Genomic DNA, 18,282 nt, shown 5'->3' on the forward strand with positions numbered 1-18,282 from the left:
AGCCGAAGCGCTGGAGCCAAGCCCTATACCCCGCTGGCGGGGATGCCGCTGCGCTGAACCTTGCGCGGCGCGGTGACTTCTTTCCAGGTCGAAAGCGCCCGGTTGACGGCGGTGAACGGGTCGCGCTTGACGAACTCGCCGTGGCCTTCGCGGGTCTTGACCGTGCCTTCCTCGATGGCGACGCCGCCGCGCGTCAGCGTATAGCGCGGCAGGCCCGTCACTTCCTTGCCTTCGAAGACGTTGTAGTCGATCGCCGATTGCTGGGTCTTTGCGGCGATGGTCTTCGAGCGCTTCGGGTCCCAGATGACGATATCGGCGTCGGCGCCGACGAGGATCGCGCCCTTCTTCGGATAGATGTTGAGGATCTTGGCGATGTTGGTCGAGGTGGCGGCGACGAATTCGTTCATCGTCAGCCGGCCGGTGTTGACGCCATAGGTCCAGAGCATCGGCATGCGATCCTCGAGGCCGCCGGTGCCGTTCGGGATCTTGGTGAAGTCGTTGAGGCCGAAACGCTTCTGCTCGGTCGTAAAGGCGCAATGGTCGGTCGCGACCACCTGCAGCGAGCCGGAGGCAAGACCGGCCCAGAGACTGTCCTGATGCTGCTTGTTGCGGAAGGGCGGCGACATGACGCGGCGCGCGGCATGATCCCAATCCGGGTTGGCATATTCACTTTCGTCCAGCGTCAGATGCTGGATCAGCGGCTCACCATAGACCCGCATGCCCTTCTGACGGGCGCGGCGGATGGCTTCATGGGCCTGCTCGCAGGAGGTATGGACGATGTAGACCGGCGAGCCTGCCATGTCGGCAATCATGATGGCGCGGTTCGTTGCCTCGCCTTCGACCTCAGCAGGCCGTGAGTAAGCATGCGCTTCCGGGCCGTTATTGCCTTCTGCCAGCAGCTTTGCCTGCATCTGCGCGACTACATCGCCGTTTTCGGCGTGAACGAGCGGCAAGGCGCCGAGTTCTGCGCAGCGCTGGAAGGAGGAGAACATCTCGTCGTCATCCACCATCAGCGCGCCCTTGTAGGCCATGAAGTGCTTGAAGGTGTTGATGCCCTTGTCGCGGACGATGGCTTCCATCTCGTTGAAGACCTGTTCACCCCACCAGGTAATCGCCATGTGGAAGGAATAATCACAGGTCGCGCGGGTGGACTTGTTGTCCCACATGGTGAGTGCTTCAAGCAGCGACTGGCCGGGTGAGGGGAGGGCGAAATCCACCACCATCGTCGTGCCGCCGGCAAGGGCCGCGCGCGTGCCGCTTTCGAAATCGTCGGAGGAATAGGTTCCCATGAACGGCATTTCGAGATGCGTATGCGGATCGATGCCGCCGGGCATGACGTAGCAGCCGGAAGCGTCAAGCACCTCGTTGCCCGACAGGTTCTGCCCGATTTCGACGATCTTGCCGCCTTCGACCTTGACGTCTGCCTTATAGGTCAGGTCGGCCGTGACGATAGTTCCACCCTTGATGACTGTGCTCATGGCGCATGCTCCAGATGTGTGAAGTTCCGATGTTGGGAATCGTGGCCGTCAGGCCACGATCTCCGCCGTCTCGACGACTGCGTGGAACAGCACATCCGCACCGGCGGCTGCCCATTCCTTGGAGATTTCCTCGGCCTCGTTGTGCGAGAGGCCGCCGACGCAGGGGCACATGACCATCGTGGCGGGGGCGACCTTGGCTGCCCAGCAGGCATCGTGACCGGCACCGGAGATGATGTTCATGTGGCTGTAGCCGAGCCTCTCCGCGGCATTGCGCACCGACGTGACGAGCTTCGGGTCGAAGGTGACCGGTTCAAAATGGCCGATGGCTTCCACGGAGCAGCCCACACCGAGAGCTTCTGCGATCTTCTTGCCTTCGGCTTCGATCTTGGTACGCATCCGATCGAGCTTTTCCTTGTCGGACGTGCGCAGGTCGACGGTGAAGACCACCTTGCCGGGCAGGACGTTGCGCGAGTTCGGCGAGAAGAAGACCTGGCCGACGCCGGCAACGGCGCCCGGCTGGTTTTCCATCGCCACGCTCTGCACCATCTCGACGATCCTAGACATGGCGAGGCCGGCATTGACGCGGAGATTCATCGGTGTCGAGCCGGTATGCGCTTCCTTGCCAGTCAGGGTGAATTCCAGCCACCACAGGCCCTGACAGTGGGTGACGACGCCGATGGTCTTGTTTTCGGCCTCTAGGATCGGACCTTGTTCGATATGATATTCAAAATAGGCGTGCATCTTGCGCGCGCCGACTTCTTCGTCGCCGAGCCAGCCGATGCGCTTCAGCTCGTCGCCATAGGTCTTGCCTTCCGGGTCCTTGCGGCCATAGGCGAATTCCAGCGAATGCACACCGGCAAAGACGCCGGAGGCGAGCATGGCAGGTGCAAAGCGCGCGCCTTCCTCGTTGGCCCAGTTGGTGACGACGATCGGATGCTTCGTCTTGATGCCGAGGTCGTTCATCGTGCGGACGACTTCGAGCGCAGCGAGCACGCCGAGAACGCCGTCATACTTGCCGCCGGTCGGCTGGGTATCGAGATGCGAGCCGACATAGATCGGCAGCGCATCCGGATCGGTTCCGGCGCGGGTTGCGAACATCGTGCCCATCTTGTCGACGCCGACGGTCATGCCGGCCTTGTCGCACCAGGTCTTGAAAAGGCTGCGTCCCTCGGCGTCGGCATCGGTCAGCGTTTGACGATTGTTACCGCCGGCAATGCCGGGGCCGATTTTCGCCATGTCCATCAGCGTATCCCAAAGGCGATCGCCATTGATACGCATGTTTTCTCCTGGCGCTGCCACCATGATGCAATCCTCACCTGTTTGTCCTGGGGCATGCAAGGCGCATGCCCGAAATTGTTCCCGTTGGTCTTATTCCAAATTCCCGAGCGCCGTCTTGTTTTTCTTGCCCGGAAAATCGCCAGTTGCCTTTAAGAAACATCTGACGGATAATTTGACCGATTGGTAAACATTACAACTTCCGTGGCGCGGCTCAAGACGAAAAGCACGAAAATTTGCGATAAAATTTCAGGCGATTGCCTAAATTCGATGCATCGGCAAGGTGAATGAGGGACCGGCCGAAAGGCTTGGATTTCAAGGAGAAACAGAGCACACATGGCCATCCCCAGAGCCGCCAAGACGCAGCGCCGCACGCGAATCCAGGAAGAGAAAGAGGAAATCATACTGGAAGCTGCGCTGGACGTGTTTTCCGTCAGCGGCTTCCGCGGTTCTACCATCGACCAGATCGCCGAAGTGGCCGGCATGTCGAAGCCGAATCTGCTCTATTATTTCCGCACCAAGGAGGCGATGCATCGGGCTCTGATCGACCGGGTGTTGTTTACCTGGCTGGAGCCGCTGCGCGCGTTCGATGCCAACGGCAATCCCGAAAGCGAGATCCGCTCCTATATCCGGCGAAAGCTTGAAATGGCCCGCGATTTTCCCCGCGAGAGCCGGCTCTTCGCCAATGAAATGCTGCAGGGCGCGCCGCATGTGGAAGACGAGCTGCGCGGGCCGCTGAAGAGCCTCGTCGACGAGAAGGCCGAAGTCATCCGCGCCTGGGCGGCGGCCGGCAAGATCGCCAAATGCGACCCGTACCACCTGATCTTCTCGATCTGGTCCACGACGCAGCATTATGCCGATTTCGACGTGCAGGTGCGAGCCGTGCTGGGACAGGAGCATTCCGGCGATGGGCGCTTCGAGGATGCCGCGCGCTATCTGGAACAGCTCTTCGTCGACGGACTTCGCATTCGCCACAACTGAGTAGCGACGTGATCCTTGAGGATATGCTGCATATCGTGCTTGATCGAGTTCAGCTTCGCTTGTTTGTGGATCGTGCAGACATTGGTTACGAAAAAGGCGGTCGCTGCTTGCTGCGACCGCCTTTTGAATAGGATCTTGTCGGCTTATTCCGCCGCCTGGCGGGCCATCGGATTGTTCGGATGGGTCGTCCAGTTGGCGTAGTTCGGGTCGACGATCTTGCCGGTGCGCTTGTCGAGGTTGCCCGCCGGCAGCTCTTCCATGGTGATGCAGTTCTCGACCGGACAGACGCTGACGCAGAGGTTGCAGCCGACGCATTCCTCGTCCATCACCTCGAAATGCCTGGCGCCGTCGACCATGTTGGTGATTGCCTGATGCGAGGTGTCCTCGCAGGCAATGTAGCAACGGCCGCACTTGATGCAGGCGTCCTGATCGATCTTCGCCTTGGCGATGTAGTTGAGGTTGAGATACTGCCAGTCCGAGACGTTCGGCACGGCGCGGGCGATGATGTCGTCCAGGCTGCGGTGACCCTTCTCGTCCATCCAGTCGGAAAGGCCCGATATCATCTCTTCGACGATCTTGAAGCCGTAGGTCATCGCTGCCGTGCAGACCTGCACGTTGCCGGCGCCAAGCGCGAGGAATTCCGCCGCATCGCGCCAGGTTGTGATGCCGCCGATGCCAGAGATCGGCAGGCCGTAAGTGTCTGGATCGCGGGCGATCTCAGCCACCATGTTGAGCGCGATCGGCTTGACGGCTGGACCGCAATAGCCGCCATGGCTGCCCTTGCCGCCGACCGTCGGGTTCGGGGCGAAGCTGTCGAGGTCGACAGAGACGATCGAGTTGATGGTGTTGATCAGCGACACGGCGTCGGTACCGCCGGCCTTGGCGGCGCGAGCGGGCTTGCGGATATCGGTGATGTTGGGCGTCAGCTTGGTGATGACGGGCATACGGGTGTACTGCTTGCACCAGCGCACGACCATTTCGATATATTCCGGCACCTGTCCGACCGCGGCACCCATGCCGCGCTCAGACATGCCGTGGGGACAGCCGAAGTTGAGTTCGATACCGTCAGCTCCGGTCTCTTCGACCAGCGGCAGGATGGCTTTCCAGGACTCTTCCTCGCACGGCACCATGATCGAGGCGATGAGCGCGCGATCCGGCCAGTTCATCTTCACCTGCTTCATTTCGCGCAGGTTGGTGTAGAGGTCGCGGTCGGTGATCAACTCGATATTGTTCAAGCCGAGCAGGCGGCGGTCGGCACCCCAGATCGCGCCGTAGCGCGGGCCGTTGACGTTGACAACAGGCGGGCCTTCCTCGCCGAGCGTCTTCCAGACGACGCCGCCCCAGCCCGCCTTGAAGGCGCGCTCGACGTTGTAGGCCTTGTCGGTCGGCGGCGCTGACGCCAGCCAGAACGGGTTCGGGGATTTGATGCCGATGAAATTATTGCGGAGATCAGCCATGTCGATTCTCCTTTCAGGCGACTGCAGCGGCCGACTTGGCGGCAGCGAGCGCATTGTTGATGGATTCAGCCGCGTCGCGACCCTGTGCCACGGCCGAGACCGTCAGGTCATCGCCGCCGAGCACGCAGTCGCCGCCGGCCCAGACGCCGTCGATCGAAGTCCGGCCTTCGCCATCGATGGCGATACGGCCGGATTCCATGCGCAGGGCACCCAGGCCCGAGGCTTCGAATGTCTGGCCGATGGCCTTGAAGATCTGATCGGCGGCAATGACGCCGACATCGCCGGTGGCGGTGAGCTTGCCGTCGCGCAGTTCGGTATATTCGACCTCGATGCCGGCGACCTTGCCGTCCTTGTCGACGATGCGCTTCGGAGCCAGCCAATGGCGGATGATGACGCCCTTGGAGGCGGCGAGATCTTGCTCGAATTCCGAGGCGTTCATGTGCTCCTTGCCGCGGCGATAGCAGATCGTCACTTCTTCGGCGCCAAGCAGCTTGGCCTGCACGGCCGCGTCGATTGCGGTCATGCCGCCGCCGAGAACGACGACGCGACGGCCGATGGCGATGTCGCCCTTGCTGCTGGCCTGGCGAAGCTCGGCGATGTAGGCAACGGCGTCGGCGACGCCATCGAGATCCTCGCCTTCGGCGCGCAGCGCATTGACGCCGGCAAGGCCGAGGCCGAGGAAGACAGCGTCATATTGCTGGGAAAGATCGGAAAGGCTGAAGTCGCGGCCGAGCGCCTGACCGTTCTTTACCTCGATACCGCCGATGGCGAGGACGTAGTCGACTTCCTTTTGGGCGAAATCGTCGACTGCCTTGTAGGTGGCGATGCCGTATTCGTTCAGGCCGCCGGCCTTTTCGCGGGCGTCGAAGATGGTGACGTCATGGCCTTTGACAGCCAAGCGGTGAGCGCAGGCAAGACCGGCCGGGCCGGCGCCGATGACGGCGATCTTCTTGCCGGTGGATGCGGCGCGCGAATAGAACTGCTTGTTTTCCGCCATCGCCGCGTCGGTCGCATAGCGCTGCAGCCGGCCGATCTCGACCGGGCGCTCTTCGGCAGTGTTGCGCACGCAAGCCTGCTCGCAGAGCTGTTCGGTGGGACAGACGCGGGCGCACATGCCGCCAAGGATGTTCTGATCGAAGATCGTCTTGGCCGAGCCGATGGGATTACCCGTCGAGATCTGGCGGATAAACATCGGAATGTCGATGGAGGTGGGACAGGCCGTCATGCACGGCGCGTCGTAACAGAAATAACAGCGGTCGGATGCAACCAGCGCCTCGTGCTTGTTCAGGCGCGGGTGAAGATCGGAAAAGTTTGCATCATATTCAGCGGGCGTGAGCCTGCCTTTATGAATCCCAGTTTCCAGTCGTCCCATTGAAGTTCCCTCTTATAGTAAACGGCCAGTAGTGGAACGGTAACTCAGCTTAAAAAATTTATCAAACGGTAAAATTTTGGCCCTGAAATCCGCTGCGAAGCACTTTGCAGCGGCGGCAGCGATTGCTCTCAAACCGTTGGTCACCAAGGCCAAGCCTATGCTTCGGCTATATTTTTTCGCAACGACCTAGGGAGCGGATTGACAAGGCTCGAAGGTCCGTCATGGGCAGAGGCGAGCATCAAACGTCGCCGGCATCATGTCCGCCGCCGCAAGGGAATGTGAAAAATAGACGAATTTTTTTATGAGCGGATGGAACCAAGCTTCCGCAGCCTCGTTATCCGGATGTCCTGACGATGATCGCATCTCCTGATGCACGCCCAATACGTCTCAGGACTTCTACTCACGGTCCCCTCCCGATGAGTGCAAAGCAGCCAGTGCGCCGCCCTCGCACTGGCTGTTTTATTTTGTCTCCGCGACGCGCGTCTCAGCGGCGTCTCAGGATCTCATATTCAGTTTCGGGAATGGTGAGCCGATAGCCGATGCTGCCGTCCTCAATGGCGAAGTCGGCGCGGCCGTTCATGGAGGTCGGCACGACGCGTTCAAGCACCGTGCGGCTGAAGCTGTTGTCCTCGAATTCGTGATCGTTGGGCGCGTAGAAACGCTCCGACCAGGCGACCTCGATCGCCTTCTTGCCGTCGAGTTCGGCTTCCTTGCAATTCAGCGTGATGCTGGTGGCACCCGTCGAGATGGCCCCATGCGAGGCGGAGTTGACGATCAGCTCGTGCAAGGCAAGTCCCAGATGTACGGCGGCATTGGGCGTCAGATGCGCATTGATGCCGTAGATCGGCATCGGCACGCCGGCATCGGGCCAATAGGGGGCGAACTGCTTTTCCGCGAGTTCGAACAGATATGCGCCGCGCCAGCTGGAATCGGTGATGAGATCCTGCGAATTCGACAGGGATTGCAGGCGACCGCGGAACTTGATGAGGAAATTGTCGACGGAAAGCGTGTGGCGGGCGGTCTGCGTGGCGATGCCCTGGATGATCGCCAGAAGATTCTTCGAGCGATGCGACAGCTCGCGCAGCAGCGATTTCAGCACCTTTTCGCGGTGGCGGCTTTCGGTGATTTCGGAGATGACGGACAGCACACCCTGCGGCTTGCGCCCGCCGATGCGTTCCATCTTCAGCTCGTACACGCGTACACCGTCGCCGCTGGCGATCTCAACCTCGGCGGTGGCGGGCTTGCCGCTCTCGAGCACGCCGCGCTTCAATCGCGACAGATGCTCGCCATCCTTTTCACCGAAGAGATCGATATCGTTGCCGCCTATGACGACGGACGACCGCAGGTGCTCCGGCAGGTTGTCGGCATAACGGATCGAAAGATCTACATCCTGGAACAGGACGGACACACTGGCGCTCGCAAGCGCCCGCTCCATCAGAGCGGCTTTGCCTTCCAAACTCAAAGGCGCGCCGGCTAATGGTTCAGACGTATTCACCGGCTTGCCTTTCACACGCATTTCGAGAATCCCGCCGACTGGGCATTCTCACTCGTAACACCTTGAGCCGACCTATAGAATCACCCCGGATAACAGTCGGTAAACCGGGCGTTTCGAATGCAAACGCCCGGTTCTGGTCTTTGTTCCGCCATGAGATTGTCACTTGGATCAGGCGGCCACCTTTGTGCTTTCGTTAAAGAAGAGGGCCTGGCTGATGAGGGCCTTCACCATGTCAGGATTGAAGGGCTTGGTCACGAGGAAGGTCGGCTCCGGCCGTTCGCCTGTCAACAGCCGCTCTGGGAAGGCGGTGATGAAGATGACCGGGATGCTGGCAGTCTTGAGGATGTCGTTGACGGCGTCGATGCCCGAGCTGCCATCGGCGAGCTGAATGTCGGCAAGCACCATGCTCGGCTTCGTCGCATTGTAGAGCGCCACCGCTTCGGCATGGGTGCGTGCGATGCCGGTGACGCGATGGCCGAGGCTTTCCACCATCTGTTCGATGTCCATCGCGATCAGCGGCTCGTCTTCGATGATCATGATATCCGTTGCCACCTGCCGTGAGATTTCCTGGGATGCGGTATCGAGCAGGTGCATGGCTTCACTTTCCGAAACGTCGAGAATATCGGCGATCTCGCCGAGGCGGAAACTTTCGACCGATGCGAGCAGGAAGGCCTGGCGGGCAAGCGGCGAGACCTTGGAGAGGTTTACCGACGCGCGCTGTTCCCAGGCGTATGGAGAAGCCGGTTCAGGAATCTGAAGTGTCACGGAACCGAACAGCTTCGTGAACAGTTTATAGAGTGCGACACGGTCGCTGTCCGTGTCCGGAAAGATGGAGATGTCAGCGATGATGGCTTCCAAAACCGCTGCAACATAGGCGTCCCCCGACGTCTGCGTTCCGGTCAAAGCACGGGAATAGCGCCGCAAATACGGAAGATGCGGCGCAATGCGTGTGGAAAGTGTCATCAATGGCTCCCGCCTTTTATCAAATTCTAATTAAATACAGCCTAGAGGCCGCAATGACTAACAAACGTCAGTTGAGTAAAAAAGTTCCTCTTTGTCGGAACTTTTTTTAGGCAGTCGCATTACAATGCTTACAATCGATGGACCTCAACCTTTACGATTCGTTAGCTAACTGGTTTGAATGAGGTCAATCGGTCTCCCGGACGGGGAGGCAAGGGCGCGCCTTATCCATGAACGCGAGATAATTGAGAAGCGAGCAGGCTAAATGACGATCCAAAATCAAGAGGACGCAGATAACAAGAAGACATCGGATCTGCGCGCGATGGACATCCTCGATCCCAACAATCAGATCGGCAACCGATTGCGTTCGTTCTATGCCGCCATGCAGGACGAGACCATCCCCGATCGCTTTCTCGACCTTCTCGAGAAGCTCGATCAGGCTGAGCGGCTGGCTTCCGCAAAGGTCTCCGAATAGGGGGTGGGCGCGATGGAAACGCAAACGAGCTTCAAGCGCGAACTTCTCGCCGCCCTTCCGAGCCTCCGTGCTTTCGCCATTTCGCTGACCGGCCGTCACGACCGGGCAGACGACCTTGTCCAGGATACGATCATGAAAGCCTGGGCCAAGCAGGACCATTTCGAGATGGGCACCAACATGAAGGCCTGGCTCTTCACCATCCTGCGCAACGAACTCTATAGCCAGATGCGCAAGAGCGGCCGTGAAGTCCAGGACAGCGATGGCGTGTTCACCGAATCGATGGCGACGCATCCTTCGCAGTATGGCGCCGTCGACCTGCAGGATTTCCGCAAGGCGTTGGACCAGCTGCCGCCGGATCAGCGCGAAGCCATCATCCTGGTCGGGGCTTCCGGATTTTCCTATGAGGAGGCGGCCGAAATCTGCGGCTGCGCTGTCGGCACCATCAAGAGCCGCGTCAATCGCGCGCGCCAGCGACTGCAGGAGCTGCTGGATATTTCTGGCGAGGCCGATTTCGGCCCCGACGCGACCTCCGCGCCGCTGACATCAAAGGCATTCGCCTTCTGATAAAAGGGCCCGGTCTTTTGACCGGGCCTTTTCTCTTCCGACTTGTTCAAGAGGTTTTGCGGGCAGTCCGACAAAATGCCGGGACTGCGGATGGTTTGATATCCGCGGCGTCAGCCGTTTCGAGTTTTGGGAAGGCCGATCAATCGTCTTCTTCTCGGGTGCCGAACAGGTTTCCGAAGACGAGGGCGGCAGCGATGGCCGCAGTCATCAGCGGCTGCTTGCGTACGAGGCCGAGGACCGCCGCCGCCATCGATTCGATCGCCAACCGGCGTTCGCGAGCCCGGCGTTGCTCCTGCTTGTCGATGATGGCCATGATGACGAGGACGATCAGCCCGAGCAAAAGGGCGCCGGCCGCGATCAGCAGGGCGGAAACCGCGGCGCCATAAATCGTCGCGAGCCAGATGGCCGCGGCCACGAGCGCGAAGACATAGGCCGTAAACAGCAGAAGAGCCGCGATGGCAATGAAAATACCGTTGCGCTTGGTGCGCGCAACGGTACGATTGAATGTGCCCGACAAAAGCAGGCCGAGTATCGGAGCGATCATCCCGCCACCCTAGCGGCGAGATAGAAGCAGAGCAACGGCAAGGCCGAATGCAGCCGCCGCGCCGATGGTGGCGACGGGATGCTGGCGCACGGTCCTGCGCACTTCGCGCGAGCCTTTAGTGTAGCCGCGCTGCAACTCGCGCAGCAGTTCCTCGCCGCGCACGGTCAGATCGTCAAAGCCGGATTCGGCGCTCGCACGCAATTTCTTGCCCTTTTTGGCGCCGTTCTCGCCGATCAGCTTGGCGAAGGCTGCAACTTCCTCGCGCAGCGATTCGATCTGATCCTCGATGCTTGTCTCGACATCGTGCAGGCTGCTGCCGTTGCGCTTGCCGCGTGCAGAATGGAGAATCGATGTAGCCATGTTCAGCTCCCTTTCGCTTTGCTTGAGCGCCCGAAGGCGCCTGTTATTCGCGATGATCGGAGGTCATCAGACACACCGAACGACACTGCGTTCGGAACGTCTATTCCGCTCGCTGCATCTCAACGCGCGGATGCAACAAAAGGTTCCGGACGCTGCGGGATGAGGCTCGTCAGTCGATCAGCGCGCTATGGGCGAGGACGAACGGAGCGCCGTCGGCAGGAACGCGGTTGACACGCAGATTGCAGCCAAAAACATCCTGAAGATGTCGATCGGTCAGCACGTCCTTGACGGCTCCCTTGGCCTGCAATCGGCCGTTCTTGAGCAGCACCATCCGATCCGCAAATAGTGCGGTCAGGTTGAGATCGTGCATGACGGCGATGACGCCACCGCCGCGCCGGCAGAATTGCCGTGCAAGCGTCATGATGGTGAGCTGGTGGCTGATATCGAGGCTTGAGACCGGTTCGTCGAGAAGCAGCCAGCACGGCTTGCCGTCGATAACGGGCTCGGAAATTTGGCACAGCACGCGGGCGAGCTGTACGCGTTGCTGCTCGCCGCCGGACAATTCCTGATAGAAGCGGCCTTCGAAGCCGGAGAGATCGACAGCGGCGAGCGCCTCCGTCGCGATGCGATCCGCCTGCTCGGGATGGCGGTTGCGGCCGCTTGTCAGGCCCATGCGGACGATTTCGCGGACGGTAAAGGGGAAGGATATCGAGCTTGCCTGTGGCAGGACGCCACGCATTTCGGCAAGCTGCCAGGCTTGCAGGCCGCCGATCTCGGCGCCGTTCATGTGGACCGTGCCGTGATAGGCGAGTTCGCCCGAGACGGCTTTCATCGTGGTGGTCTTGCCGGAACCGTTCGGTCCGCAGATCGCCGTCAGCGTTCCGGCCTCGGCCGTAAAGGAGACATCCTGCACAACCGGCTTGCCGGCAAGCCGGACGCTCAGATTGGAAACATCGATCATTGCAGGCTCACAGGCTGAGGCGCGAGCGCTGCCGCAGCAGCATCCACAGGAAGAACGGACCGCCGACGCCGGCCGTCAAAATGCCGATCGGCAGTTCGGCTGGAGAAACGATAGTGCGGGCAACGACATCAGCGATAACAAGCAGGGAGCCGCCGAGCAACGCCGAAGCGGGCAGCAGGAAGCGGTGATCAGGCCCGATCACCATGCGCAGGATGTGCGGCACGACGATGCCGACGAAGCCGATGCCGCCGCTGACGGCTACGGAGGCACCGACTGCCGCGGCCACGCTGACGATGGCGATATTCTTCAGCCGCTGCACTGATATCCCCATGTGGAAGGCCGTCGCCTCACCGAGTGTCAGCGCATTCAGCCCGCGCGCCATGAAAGGCAGAGGCAGAAGGGAAAGGACGATGATCGGGCCGGCACCGGCAACCTTGCTCCAGGTCGAGCCGGCCAGCGAGCCCATGCTCCAGAAGGTGAGGTCGCGCAATTGCCGGTCGTCGGCCATGTAGATGAGGATGCCTGTTGCCGCCAGCGCGAGCGAGCCGAGCGCTATGCCGGCAAGCAGCATGGTGGCGATGGATGTCTGCCCGTAGCGGGTCGCGATCTTGTAGAGCAGGATTGTCGTTGCCAGACCGCCGATGAAAGCAGCAATCGGCAGGGCGAAGATGCCGAAGAGATGCGCGACCGGTGCAAGCACGCCACCGCCGAGGACGATCATGGCCACCGCGCCGAGGCTCGAGCCGGCGGAGACGCCGATCAGACCGGGATCGGCGAGCGGATTGCGGAAGAGTCCCTGCATGACCGCACCCGAAACCGCCAGCCCGCCGCCGATCAGGAAACCGAGGACGGCGCGGGGCAGGCGGATATCGAAAATGACGATGCGGTCGCGGATGCTGAGTGTGCTTTCTGCGCTGCCGCTCACCATGCCCGTTACGACGTCGACGACCGACGCATTCGAGGCGCCTGTCGTGATGGAGAACAGAAAGGCGGCCGCCGAGACCAGAACGAGACCGGCGATCACGAGGACCGCAAGTGCGGTGCGATCCCCCTCGCGTCGGCGTGCCGTGGTTTGCGACATCTGCTTCAGCCCTGCCATGGCATCGTTGAATGCCACGTCAGCCTCCGTAGATCGCCGCGTTCAGCTCGCGTATGGCGCTGGCCGTGCGCGGCCCGAAGCCGAGCAGATGCAGGCCGTCCATGCGCACGATCGCCTTGTGGCTGGCGGCCGGCGTCAGCGAGATGGCCGGCTGCTTCAGCAGGTCCTCGTTCGACATCGACAGCGGCCCCTCGCGATCCATGATCAGGATCACGTCCGGCTTGGCTTCGATGATTGCTTCGTCGGTCACCGATTTATAACCGGAGAAGCCGCTGATCGCATTGATCGCGCCTGTCAGCTTGATGATGCCATCGGCAGCCGTGTCGCTGCCGGAAGCCATGATCTTGCCGTTCTGATTGCTGAGGATGAACAGGACGCGCTTGCGCTCGGCCTCCGGGCGCTTGGCGGAATCGTTGATCGCCGCGTCAAGATCGGCAGCGACCTTGCCTTCCAGCGCCTTGGCCTTTTCCGGCACGCCGAGAAGGGTGCCGACGACTTCGATCTTCCTTAGAATCCCGTCGCGATCGTAGTGCTGCGGCACGGTTTCGAAAGGCAGGCTGGCATTGCGCAGCACGGCCAGCGCTTCCGGCGGGCCGGAGCCTTCGACGGCGATGATGGCCGTCGGATTGACGGCCAGGATGCCTTCCGGCGAGAGGGCGCGCATATAGCCGACATCGGGAAGCTTGGCCGCTTCCTTCGGGTAAAGGCTGGTGGAATCGCGCGCGATGAGCCGCTTTTCCTCACCGAGCGCATAGACGATCTCGGTGACGTCGCCGCCGATGGAGACGAGGCGCGAGGTATCGAGCTTCTTCGTTTCGGCGGCATGTGCGTGGCGCACGAGGCTGCCTAAACCGGCGATCGGATTGGCCGGTACGAGCGGCAGCGCCATTACCACCATGGTGAGCGCGATTTCCCATGGCCTGATGCGCTTGAGGTTCCTAAACATCGTCATCTAGCCCTCTTATGCGGCGACGCTGGCGCCGGCTCTCGTCAGGCTTTCCATGATGGCGCGCCAATCAGGGCGCTCATCGAAGCCTTCCTTCCGCTTGCCGAAGAACTGGATGATCATTTCGCCTTGCGCGTTATAGGCTTCGAGCGAAGTGACGTGGCCGTCCTTCGTCGGCTTGCGCACGACCCATGCCTCGGCGATGTGATCCTGCCGCAGGTGCAGGTGGAAGGTCGGGTCCATGACGTTGATCCAGGGACCCATGGTCTGCACGTTGAAGATCGGGCCGGAATGAATCTGCACGGTGCCCTCGTTGGCAACGAAGCACATGATCGGCAGGCCTTCGCGCACGCAGGCGTGCATCATGTCGGCCACGGCGCCGTCATCCAGCTTCCATGCGTAATCGTCGCCGACGGTGCGGATCGCGTCCTGGCGGCCGATCTTCAGCTTCTTCAGCATGCCGAAGAATTCGTGCGTGTCGGTCATGCGGCTCCAGTGGTCGCGCAGCTCGTCACGGCTGACGTCGCCATCGGTGGCGCCGTTGTCATAGCCGGAGCGGTCTTCGACGAATTCCTGCGACTGATCTTCGATGCGCAGTTCGGCGACCATGGCGTGATAGGCGTCGACATTCGAGGCGGGGCGCAGATGTACCTTGTGAACCGCGTCGCCAGCTTTGTCGAAGAACTGCAGGCTCAGCTTCGTCTGGTCACCATCTGTCTTGGTAACGGCAAAGCCATAGGCCCAGCGCTTCGGGAAGATGCGCAGATCGATATTGTCGCCAAGCACGATCGCGGCCTGAGCGCCGAATTTCATGTTTTCATAGACGCCGATCTTTTCGTGCACGGCGCTTTCGTTGCGCGACAGGGCCATGATTTCGCCGAGCGAGGCGATCCGGTCGAGAAAACGCTCGACGCTGGCATCGATGCGAATGGCCGAAATGCCGACTTCGGCGGCAACGAGGGCTGCCTCGGAAATGTTGAGGCGGGCAGCGATGTCGCGCTCGCGCATCTTTGGGTTCTCGGCGCGGAAGGCGCGGATTTCGGCGGGGGTCGGGCGGATAGTCTCAGTCATCTGTCATGCCTATTTGTTGAGTATCAGCTTGCCTTGGCGCGTAATCTTCATGCGGTAGATGACGCCTTCGTGCTTGATCATGATTTCGGTCTGGCCCCGGAAAATATCCGTGCTCTCGACAATTCTTACCTGCGGTGCGGCCGTGCATTGCACCGGCGGCGTTGGGGTCTTCTCAGCAATCATCCTGTTTAGTTTTGCCTGAAAATTCATCGGTGGCCGAACCCTCGTCCGGCCAAATTTATCTTGACTCTCATACTCATGGTTCCATAAAGACGCAATAGGAGACCGATAAAGTCAAGTTTAAAATTTCGACGGCACACGCCAGGGCAGCCAGCCGGGCAAATGGACGTCAAAACACATTCAGGAGACATGCCGATGTTGACGAAAACGATCTTGGCGCTCGCTGCCTCGGGGCTGTTTGCTGCGGCATCTTCTGTTCCTGCCTTCGCCCAGGATGCGAACGCGACAGCGGCGCCCGCGTCTGCCGTTCCCGCGGCTGTGCGCAAGCTCAATGTCGAACTGAACGCGCTCGTTCCTTCCCAGAAGGGATGCATGATGACCTTCGTTGCCGAAAACGACATGGCGACGCCGATCAACAAGATTTCCTTCGAACTCGCTTTCTTCAACGACAAGAACGCCGTTGACCGCGTCACCGTGCTCGATTTCCGCGACCTGCCGCTCGGCAAGAAACGCGTGCGGCAATTCGATATGCCCGGCGTGAAGTGCGAGACCGTCTCCCGCATCATCATCAACGATACGCCGGTTTGCGACGGTCCTGCGGCTGGCGAATGCAAGGCCGCCCTGACGACCCGCTCGCAGACATCTGTTCCTTTCGAAGGCTGAAGCCATGGCGATGCGCTCGGCGAAAGTTTCCATGGAGCGCCGTGCAGATGGCGGCATGAATGACAACTATCCGAGCGTGCTGCCCGGCCATGAGCTGACGGGCCTCGAGGGTGTGCCGCGACCGCCAGTGGGCGAGACGGTGGCGCATTACAGCCGCGTTACCGAGATAAGTTCTTTTCCAGACCATCCGAGCGAGCCTGCGCGGGATGCATCCGAGCCGCCCGCTGTGGACGTGTTGGCTGAAAAGTCGAGTGGTAATTTCTCTCTGAAAAGGAAAAATATTACCTTTGCTTGCCTCGGCTCCTGCTTTTTTCACATGGCTTTGGTTATTGCTGCACTAGCGTTGGCAATTCCGTCTTCCGACGATGCGCAGCAGGAAGAAGGAGACACACTTAGCGTCGTCATGCTCGGTAACAATTCCGATGTCGACGCAAGGGCGGCCGGAGAGGAGACCCAACAACCTCCCGAACCGGAACAGGTGACTGCCGAGGCCGTGCAGCCGCAGACCGTGCAACCGACCGAAGTGACGCCCGAGGAGGTACAGCCGCCTCAGCCCGATGTCGTCCAGCCGCAGGCGGTGGAAACACAGCAGGTGCAAACAGCGGAACCTGTCCAGCCTGTCGAGCAGACGCAGCCCACGGCTGTGGCTCCTGAGCAGCCGCAGATTTTGGCGACGCAAGCGCCAGCCGAGACGACCGTCATCCAGCCGACCGAACCGGTGCAGCCTGTCGACACTCAGGTCGCCGAAGCTCAACCGACAGAGCCTCCGGCGGAGGTGGTGACGCCGGTCGAGAAGCCGAAGCCGGTCGAGCGGCCGAAGGAAGTGAAGAAGCCAGTCGCAAAGGTCGCGAAGGTGAAGTCGGGTTCCGGCGGTGAGGCTCTCAAGGATTCAATCAGAGGTTCTTCAGAAGGCACAGAATCGGCGCAGTCCGATAAGACCGCGCAAGCCGACGCTCGTCGCACCGGCGCGGGAAGTGCCGCCAGATCTAACTATGTGGGCAGAATACAGACCTGCATCAGGCGTGCAGTCCGAGGGATCTCTGCCAGAGGGAACAACGCGACCGTGGTAATGCGCTTTAAGGTTGACGCATCCGGTCGCGTGTTGTCTCCTGCGATTGCGAGCGGTTCGGGTAGCCCGGACATTGATCAGGCAGTGCTCGCCGCGTTGCGGGGGGTGGGTTCGTGCGATCCCATTCCTAGCGAGCTGGGTCTTTCGAGCATGCCGTTTACCATTCCGTTTGTGATACGCCGCTAGTCAGCTTTAAAATATGATGAAAACTCTCAACTTTATACTTTACTCCAAAACTCATGTTTACTAAGGTCGCCTCGCGCTCGATGGAATCGAGCGCGCAAGAGCAACCAGCAAACGGGTGATGTATGGCGCGTAAGGGGAAGAAGGCTTCTGGTCGCGAGAGCCGCGAAACGCAGGCGGCGGCGCAGCCTTCCGGGAAAACCGGTCTCGACGGGCGCAGCTTCCTCTATGTCGGCGGCCGTGACTGCCAGGTGGCGCATCTGCGGCAGATCGCCAGCAATTTCGGCGCCGAACTGATCCATCATGACGGCGGCCTGCGCGAGGCGGTGTCCCGCATCGACACCGTGCTGCCGTCGGTCGACTGTGTCTTCTGCCCGATCGACTGCATCAGCCATGACGCCTGCCTGCGTGTGAAGACGGGCTGCAAGAAGTTTGGCAAGGCATTCATTCCCTTGCGCAATGGCAGCAAGTCCAGCCTTGAGCGGGCGCTGCAGACCATGAACGAACGAGACGCTTCCAGATGATCGATAATGGCCCCGAGGGGTTTATGCTGATCGGCCTGCACAAGCTGGCCGCACAGAATGGCGATGGGCTTGTGCCCGAACTCTATGAATTGTTGATGCGCCGCGCCGAGGAACAACGGCGGGCGGCGAATGTCGCGACATTTCCCGCCTGGAAGACGCGGCGACCGGGAGAGGCGCTGGATCAACCTCTGGATGAAGCGAGCCGCGAAGGCGCGAATGTCATTGCCTTTGCACCGGACGTGGATAAGACTGTCGCCCGTCGCAAGAAGGTCTGATCGTCGAACGAGGTTGCCATGTACATCGCCATGAACCGCTTCAAGGTCGTCATCGGTCTGGAGGGCGAATTCGAAGAGGTGTGGAGAGGGCGCGATTCGCGGCTATCGGAAGTGCCGGGCTTTCTCGAGTTTCGCCTGTTGCGTGGCAAGGCGAGCGTGGAGGAGGGCTATACGCTGTTTTCCTCGCACACGATTTGGCACAGCGAAGAAGCTTTCATCAACTGGACGAAATCCGAGCATTTTCGCGCGGCCCATCGCAATGCCGGCGATAACAAGCGGCTCTATTGGGGGCCGCCGCAGTTCGAGGGCTTTGCGGTCGTTCCCGGCATTTGAACCGGGATTACTGCCAA

The 18,282-nt window shown here is 60.6% G+C and carries 21 protein-coding genes; 8 read left to right on the forward strand and 13 right to left on the reverse strand.

Annotation, left to right across the window (positions count from 1 at the left end; translation table 11 throughout):
- Positions 1 to 23 precede the first annotated feature (23 nt).
- Both hydA and BJ928_RS12580 read right to left on the reverse strand, forming a co-directional pair.
- Positions 24 to 1,478: a dihydropyrimidinase gene (gene hydA / locus BJ928_RS12575; protein WP_047629333.1), complete on the reverse strand. Its 1,455-nt coding sequence runs from the start codon at positions 1,476 to 1,478 to the stop codon at positions 24 to 26.
- 48 nt (positions 1,479 to 1,526) lie between these two features.
- Positions 1,527 to 2,780, reverse strand: coding sequence for a Zn-dependent hydrolase (locus tag BJ928_RS12580; protein WP_047629336.1), 1,254 nt, complete (start codon positions 2,778 to 2,780; stop codon positions 1,527 to 1,529).
- Between the two features lie 309 nt (positions 2,781 to 3,089).
- On the opposite strand from BJ928_RS12580, the gene BJ928_RS12585 reads away from it, so the two are divergent.
- On the forward strand, positions 3,090 to 3,734 hold the full coding sequence (locus BJ928_RS12585; RefSeq protein ID WP_047629337.1) for a TetR family transcriptional regulator C-terminal domain-containing protein: 645 nt from the start codon (positions 3,090 to 3,092) through the stop codon (positions 3,732 to 3,734).
- Positions 3,735 to 3,877: 143 nt separating this feature from the next.
- Here the strand turns inward: BJ928_RS12585 and preA are convergent, their stop codons facing one another.
- From preA to BJ928_RS12605, 4 genes are all read right to left on the reverse strand, one after another.
- Positions 3,878 to 5,191, reverse strand: a complete 1,314-nt coding sequence (preA, locus tag BJ928_RS12590) for an NAD-dependent dihydropyrimidine dehydrogenase subunit PreA (RefSeq protein WP_047629339.1) — start codon at positions 5,189 to 5,191, stop codon at positions 3,878 to 3,880.
- Between the two features lie 13 nt (positions 5,192 to 5,204).
- The gene (locus BJ928_RS12595) at positions 5,205 to 6,563 is read right to left on the reverse strand and encodes an NAD(P)-dependent oxidoreductase (RefSeq protein ID WP_047629342.1); all 1,359 of its coding nucleotides are present in this window, start codon (positions 6,561 to 6,563) and stop codon (positions 5,205 to 5,207) included.
- 484 nt (positions 6,564 to 7,047) lie between these two features.
- The gene (locus BJ928_RS12600) at positions 7,048 to 8,079 is read right to left on the reverse strand and encodes a sensor histidine kinase (protein ID WP_047629343.1); all 1,032 of its coding nucleotides are present in this window, start codon (positions 8,077 to 8,079) and stop codon (positions 7,048 to 7,050) included.
- 147 nt (positions 8,080 to 8,226) lie between these two features.
- Positions 8,227 to 9,021, reverse strand: coding sequence for a response regulator (locus BJ928_RS12605; RefSeq protein WP_047629345.1), 795 nt, complete (start codon positions 9,019 to 9,021; stop codon positions 8,227 to 8,229).
- A gap of 262 nt (positions 9,022 to 9,283) precedes the next feature.
- Between BJ928_RS12605 and BJ928_RS12610 the strand changes: the two genes are divergently transcribed.
- Positions 9,284 to 9,493 carry a NepR family anti-sigma factor gene (locus tag BJ928_RS12610; RefSeq protein WP_047629347.1) on the forward strand — a complete coding sequence of 70 codons (210 nt, stop codon included), beginning with the start codon at positions 9,284 to 9,286 and terminating at the stop codon, positions 9,491 to 9,493.
- 12 nt (positions 9,494 to 9,505) lie between these two features.
- On the forward strand, positions 9,506 to 10,057 hold the full coding sequence (locus tag BJ928_RS12615; RefSeq protein WP_004107036.1) for an RNA polymerase sigma factor: 552 nt from the start codon (positions 9,506 to 9,508) through the stop codon (positions 10,055 to 10,057).
- A 139-nt stretch (positions 10,058 to 10,196) separates the two neighbouring features.
- On the opposite strand, the gene BJ928_RS12620 is transcribed toward BJ928_RS12615, so the two are convergent.
- The 7 genes from BJ928_RS12620 to BJ928_RS12650 all read right to left on the reverse strand — a co-directional run bounded on the left by BJ928_RS12620 (position 10,197) and on the right by BJ928_RS12650 (position 15,221).
- The gene (locus BJ928_RS12620; RefSeq protein WP_047629350.1) at positions 10,197 to 10,601 is read right to left on the reverse strand and encodes a hypothetical protein; all 405 of its coding nucleotides are present in this window, start codon (positions 10,599 to 10,601) and stop codon (positions 10,197 to 10,199) included.
- Between the two features lie 9 nt (positions 10,602 to 10,610).
- The gene (locus tag BJ928_RS12625; RefSeq protein ID WP_047629351.1) at positions 10,611 to 10,961 is read right to left on the reverse strand and encodes a DUF883 family protein; all 351 of its coding nucleotides are present in this window, start codon (positions 10,959 to 10,961) and stop codon (positions 10,611 to 10,613) included.
- A 169-nt stretch (positions 10,962 to 11,130) separates the two neighbouring features.
- A complete protein-coding gene (locus BJ928_RS12630; protein WP_047629353.1) occupies positions 11,131 to 11,922 on the reverse strand; it encodes a heme ABC transporter ATP-binding protein in 792 nt (263 codons plus the stop codon).
- Positions 11,923 to 11,929: 7 nt separating this feature from the next.
- Complete coding sequence (locus BJ928_RS12635) at positions 11,930 to 13,003, reverse strand: iron ABC transporter permease (RefSeq protein WP_052227524.1); 1,074 nt, start codon at positions 13,001 to 13,003, stop codon at positions 11,930 to 11,932.
- Between the two features lie 37 nt (positions 13,004 to 13,040).
- A complete protein-coding gene (locus BJ928_RS12640; protein ID WP_047629357.1) occupies positions 13,041 to 13,973 on the reverse strand; it encodes a hemin ABC transporter substrate-binding protein in 933 nt (310 codons plus the stop codon).
- 9 nt (positions 13,974 to 13,982) lie between these two features.
- The gene (locus BJ928_RS12645; RefSeq protein ID WP_047629360.1) at positions 13,983 to 15,038 is read right to left on the reverse strand and encodes a hemin-degrading factor; all 1,056 of its coding nucleotides are present in this window, start codon (positions 15,036 to 15,038) and stop codon (positions 13,983 to 13,985) included.
- 9 nt (positions 15,039 to 15,047) lie between these two features.
- Positions 15,048 to 15,221 carry a hemin uptake protein HemP gene (locus BJ928_RS12650; protein WP_047629363.1) on the reverse strand — a complete coding sequence of 58 codons (174 nt, stop codon included), beginning with the start codon at positions 15,219 to 15,221 and terminating at the stop codon, positions 15,048 to 15,050.
- Between the two features lie 192 nt (positions 15,222 to 15,413).
- On the opposite strand from BJ928_RS12650, the gene BJ928_RS12655 reads away from it, so the two are divergent.
- From BJ928_RS12655 to BJ928_RS12675, 5 genes are all read left to right on the forward strand, one after another.
- Positions 15,414 to 15,881 carry a hypothetical protein gene (locus BJ928_RS12655; protein WP_047629365.1) on the forward strand — a complete coding sequence of 156 codons (468 nt, stop codon included), beginning with the start codon at positions 15,414 to 15,416 and terminating at the stop codon, positions 15,879 to 15,881.
- 4 nt (positions 15,882 to 15,885) lie between these two features.
- Positions 15,886 to 17,136, forward strand: coding sequence for a TonB family protein (locus BJ928_RS12660; protein ID WP_047629368.1), 1,251 nt, complete (start codon positions 15,886 to 15,888; stop codon positions 17,134 to 17,136).
- 122 nt (positions 17,137 to 17,258) lie between these two features.
- Complete coding sequence (locus tag BJ928_RS12665; protein WP_047629372.1) at positions 17,259 to 17,657, forward strand: DUF2325 domain-containing protein; 399 nt, start codon at positions 17,259 to 17,261, stop codon at positions 17,655 to 17,657.
- Positions 17,654 to 17,932: a hypothetical protein gene (locus tag BJ928_RS12670; protein ID WP_047629374.1), complete on the forward strand. Its 279-nt coding sequence runs from the start codon at positions 17,654 to 17,656 to the stop codon at positions 17,930 to 17,932. Before BJ928_RS12665 ends, BJ928_RS12670 begins: the two co-directional genes overlap by 4 nt.
- 18 nt (positions 17,933 to 17,950) lie before the next feature.
- Positions 17,951 to 18,265 carry an antibiotic biosynthesis monooxygenase gene (locus BJ928_RS12675; RefSeq protein ID WP_047629376.1) on the forward strand — a complete coding sequence of 105 codons (315 nt, stop codon included), beginning with the start codon at positions 17,951 to 17,953 and terminating at the stop codon, positions 18,263 to 18,265.
- Positions 18,266 to 18,282: the final 17 nt, after the last annotated feature.

Source organism: Rhizobium sp. WW_1 (genome assembly GCF_003610155.1).
Taxonomy (GTDB): domain Bacteria; phylum Pseudomonadota; class Alphaproteobacteria; order Rhizobiales; family Rhizobiaceae; genus Rhizobium; species Rhizobium tropici_A.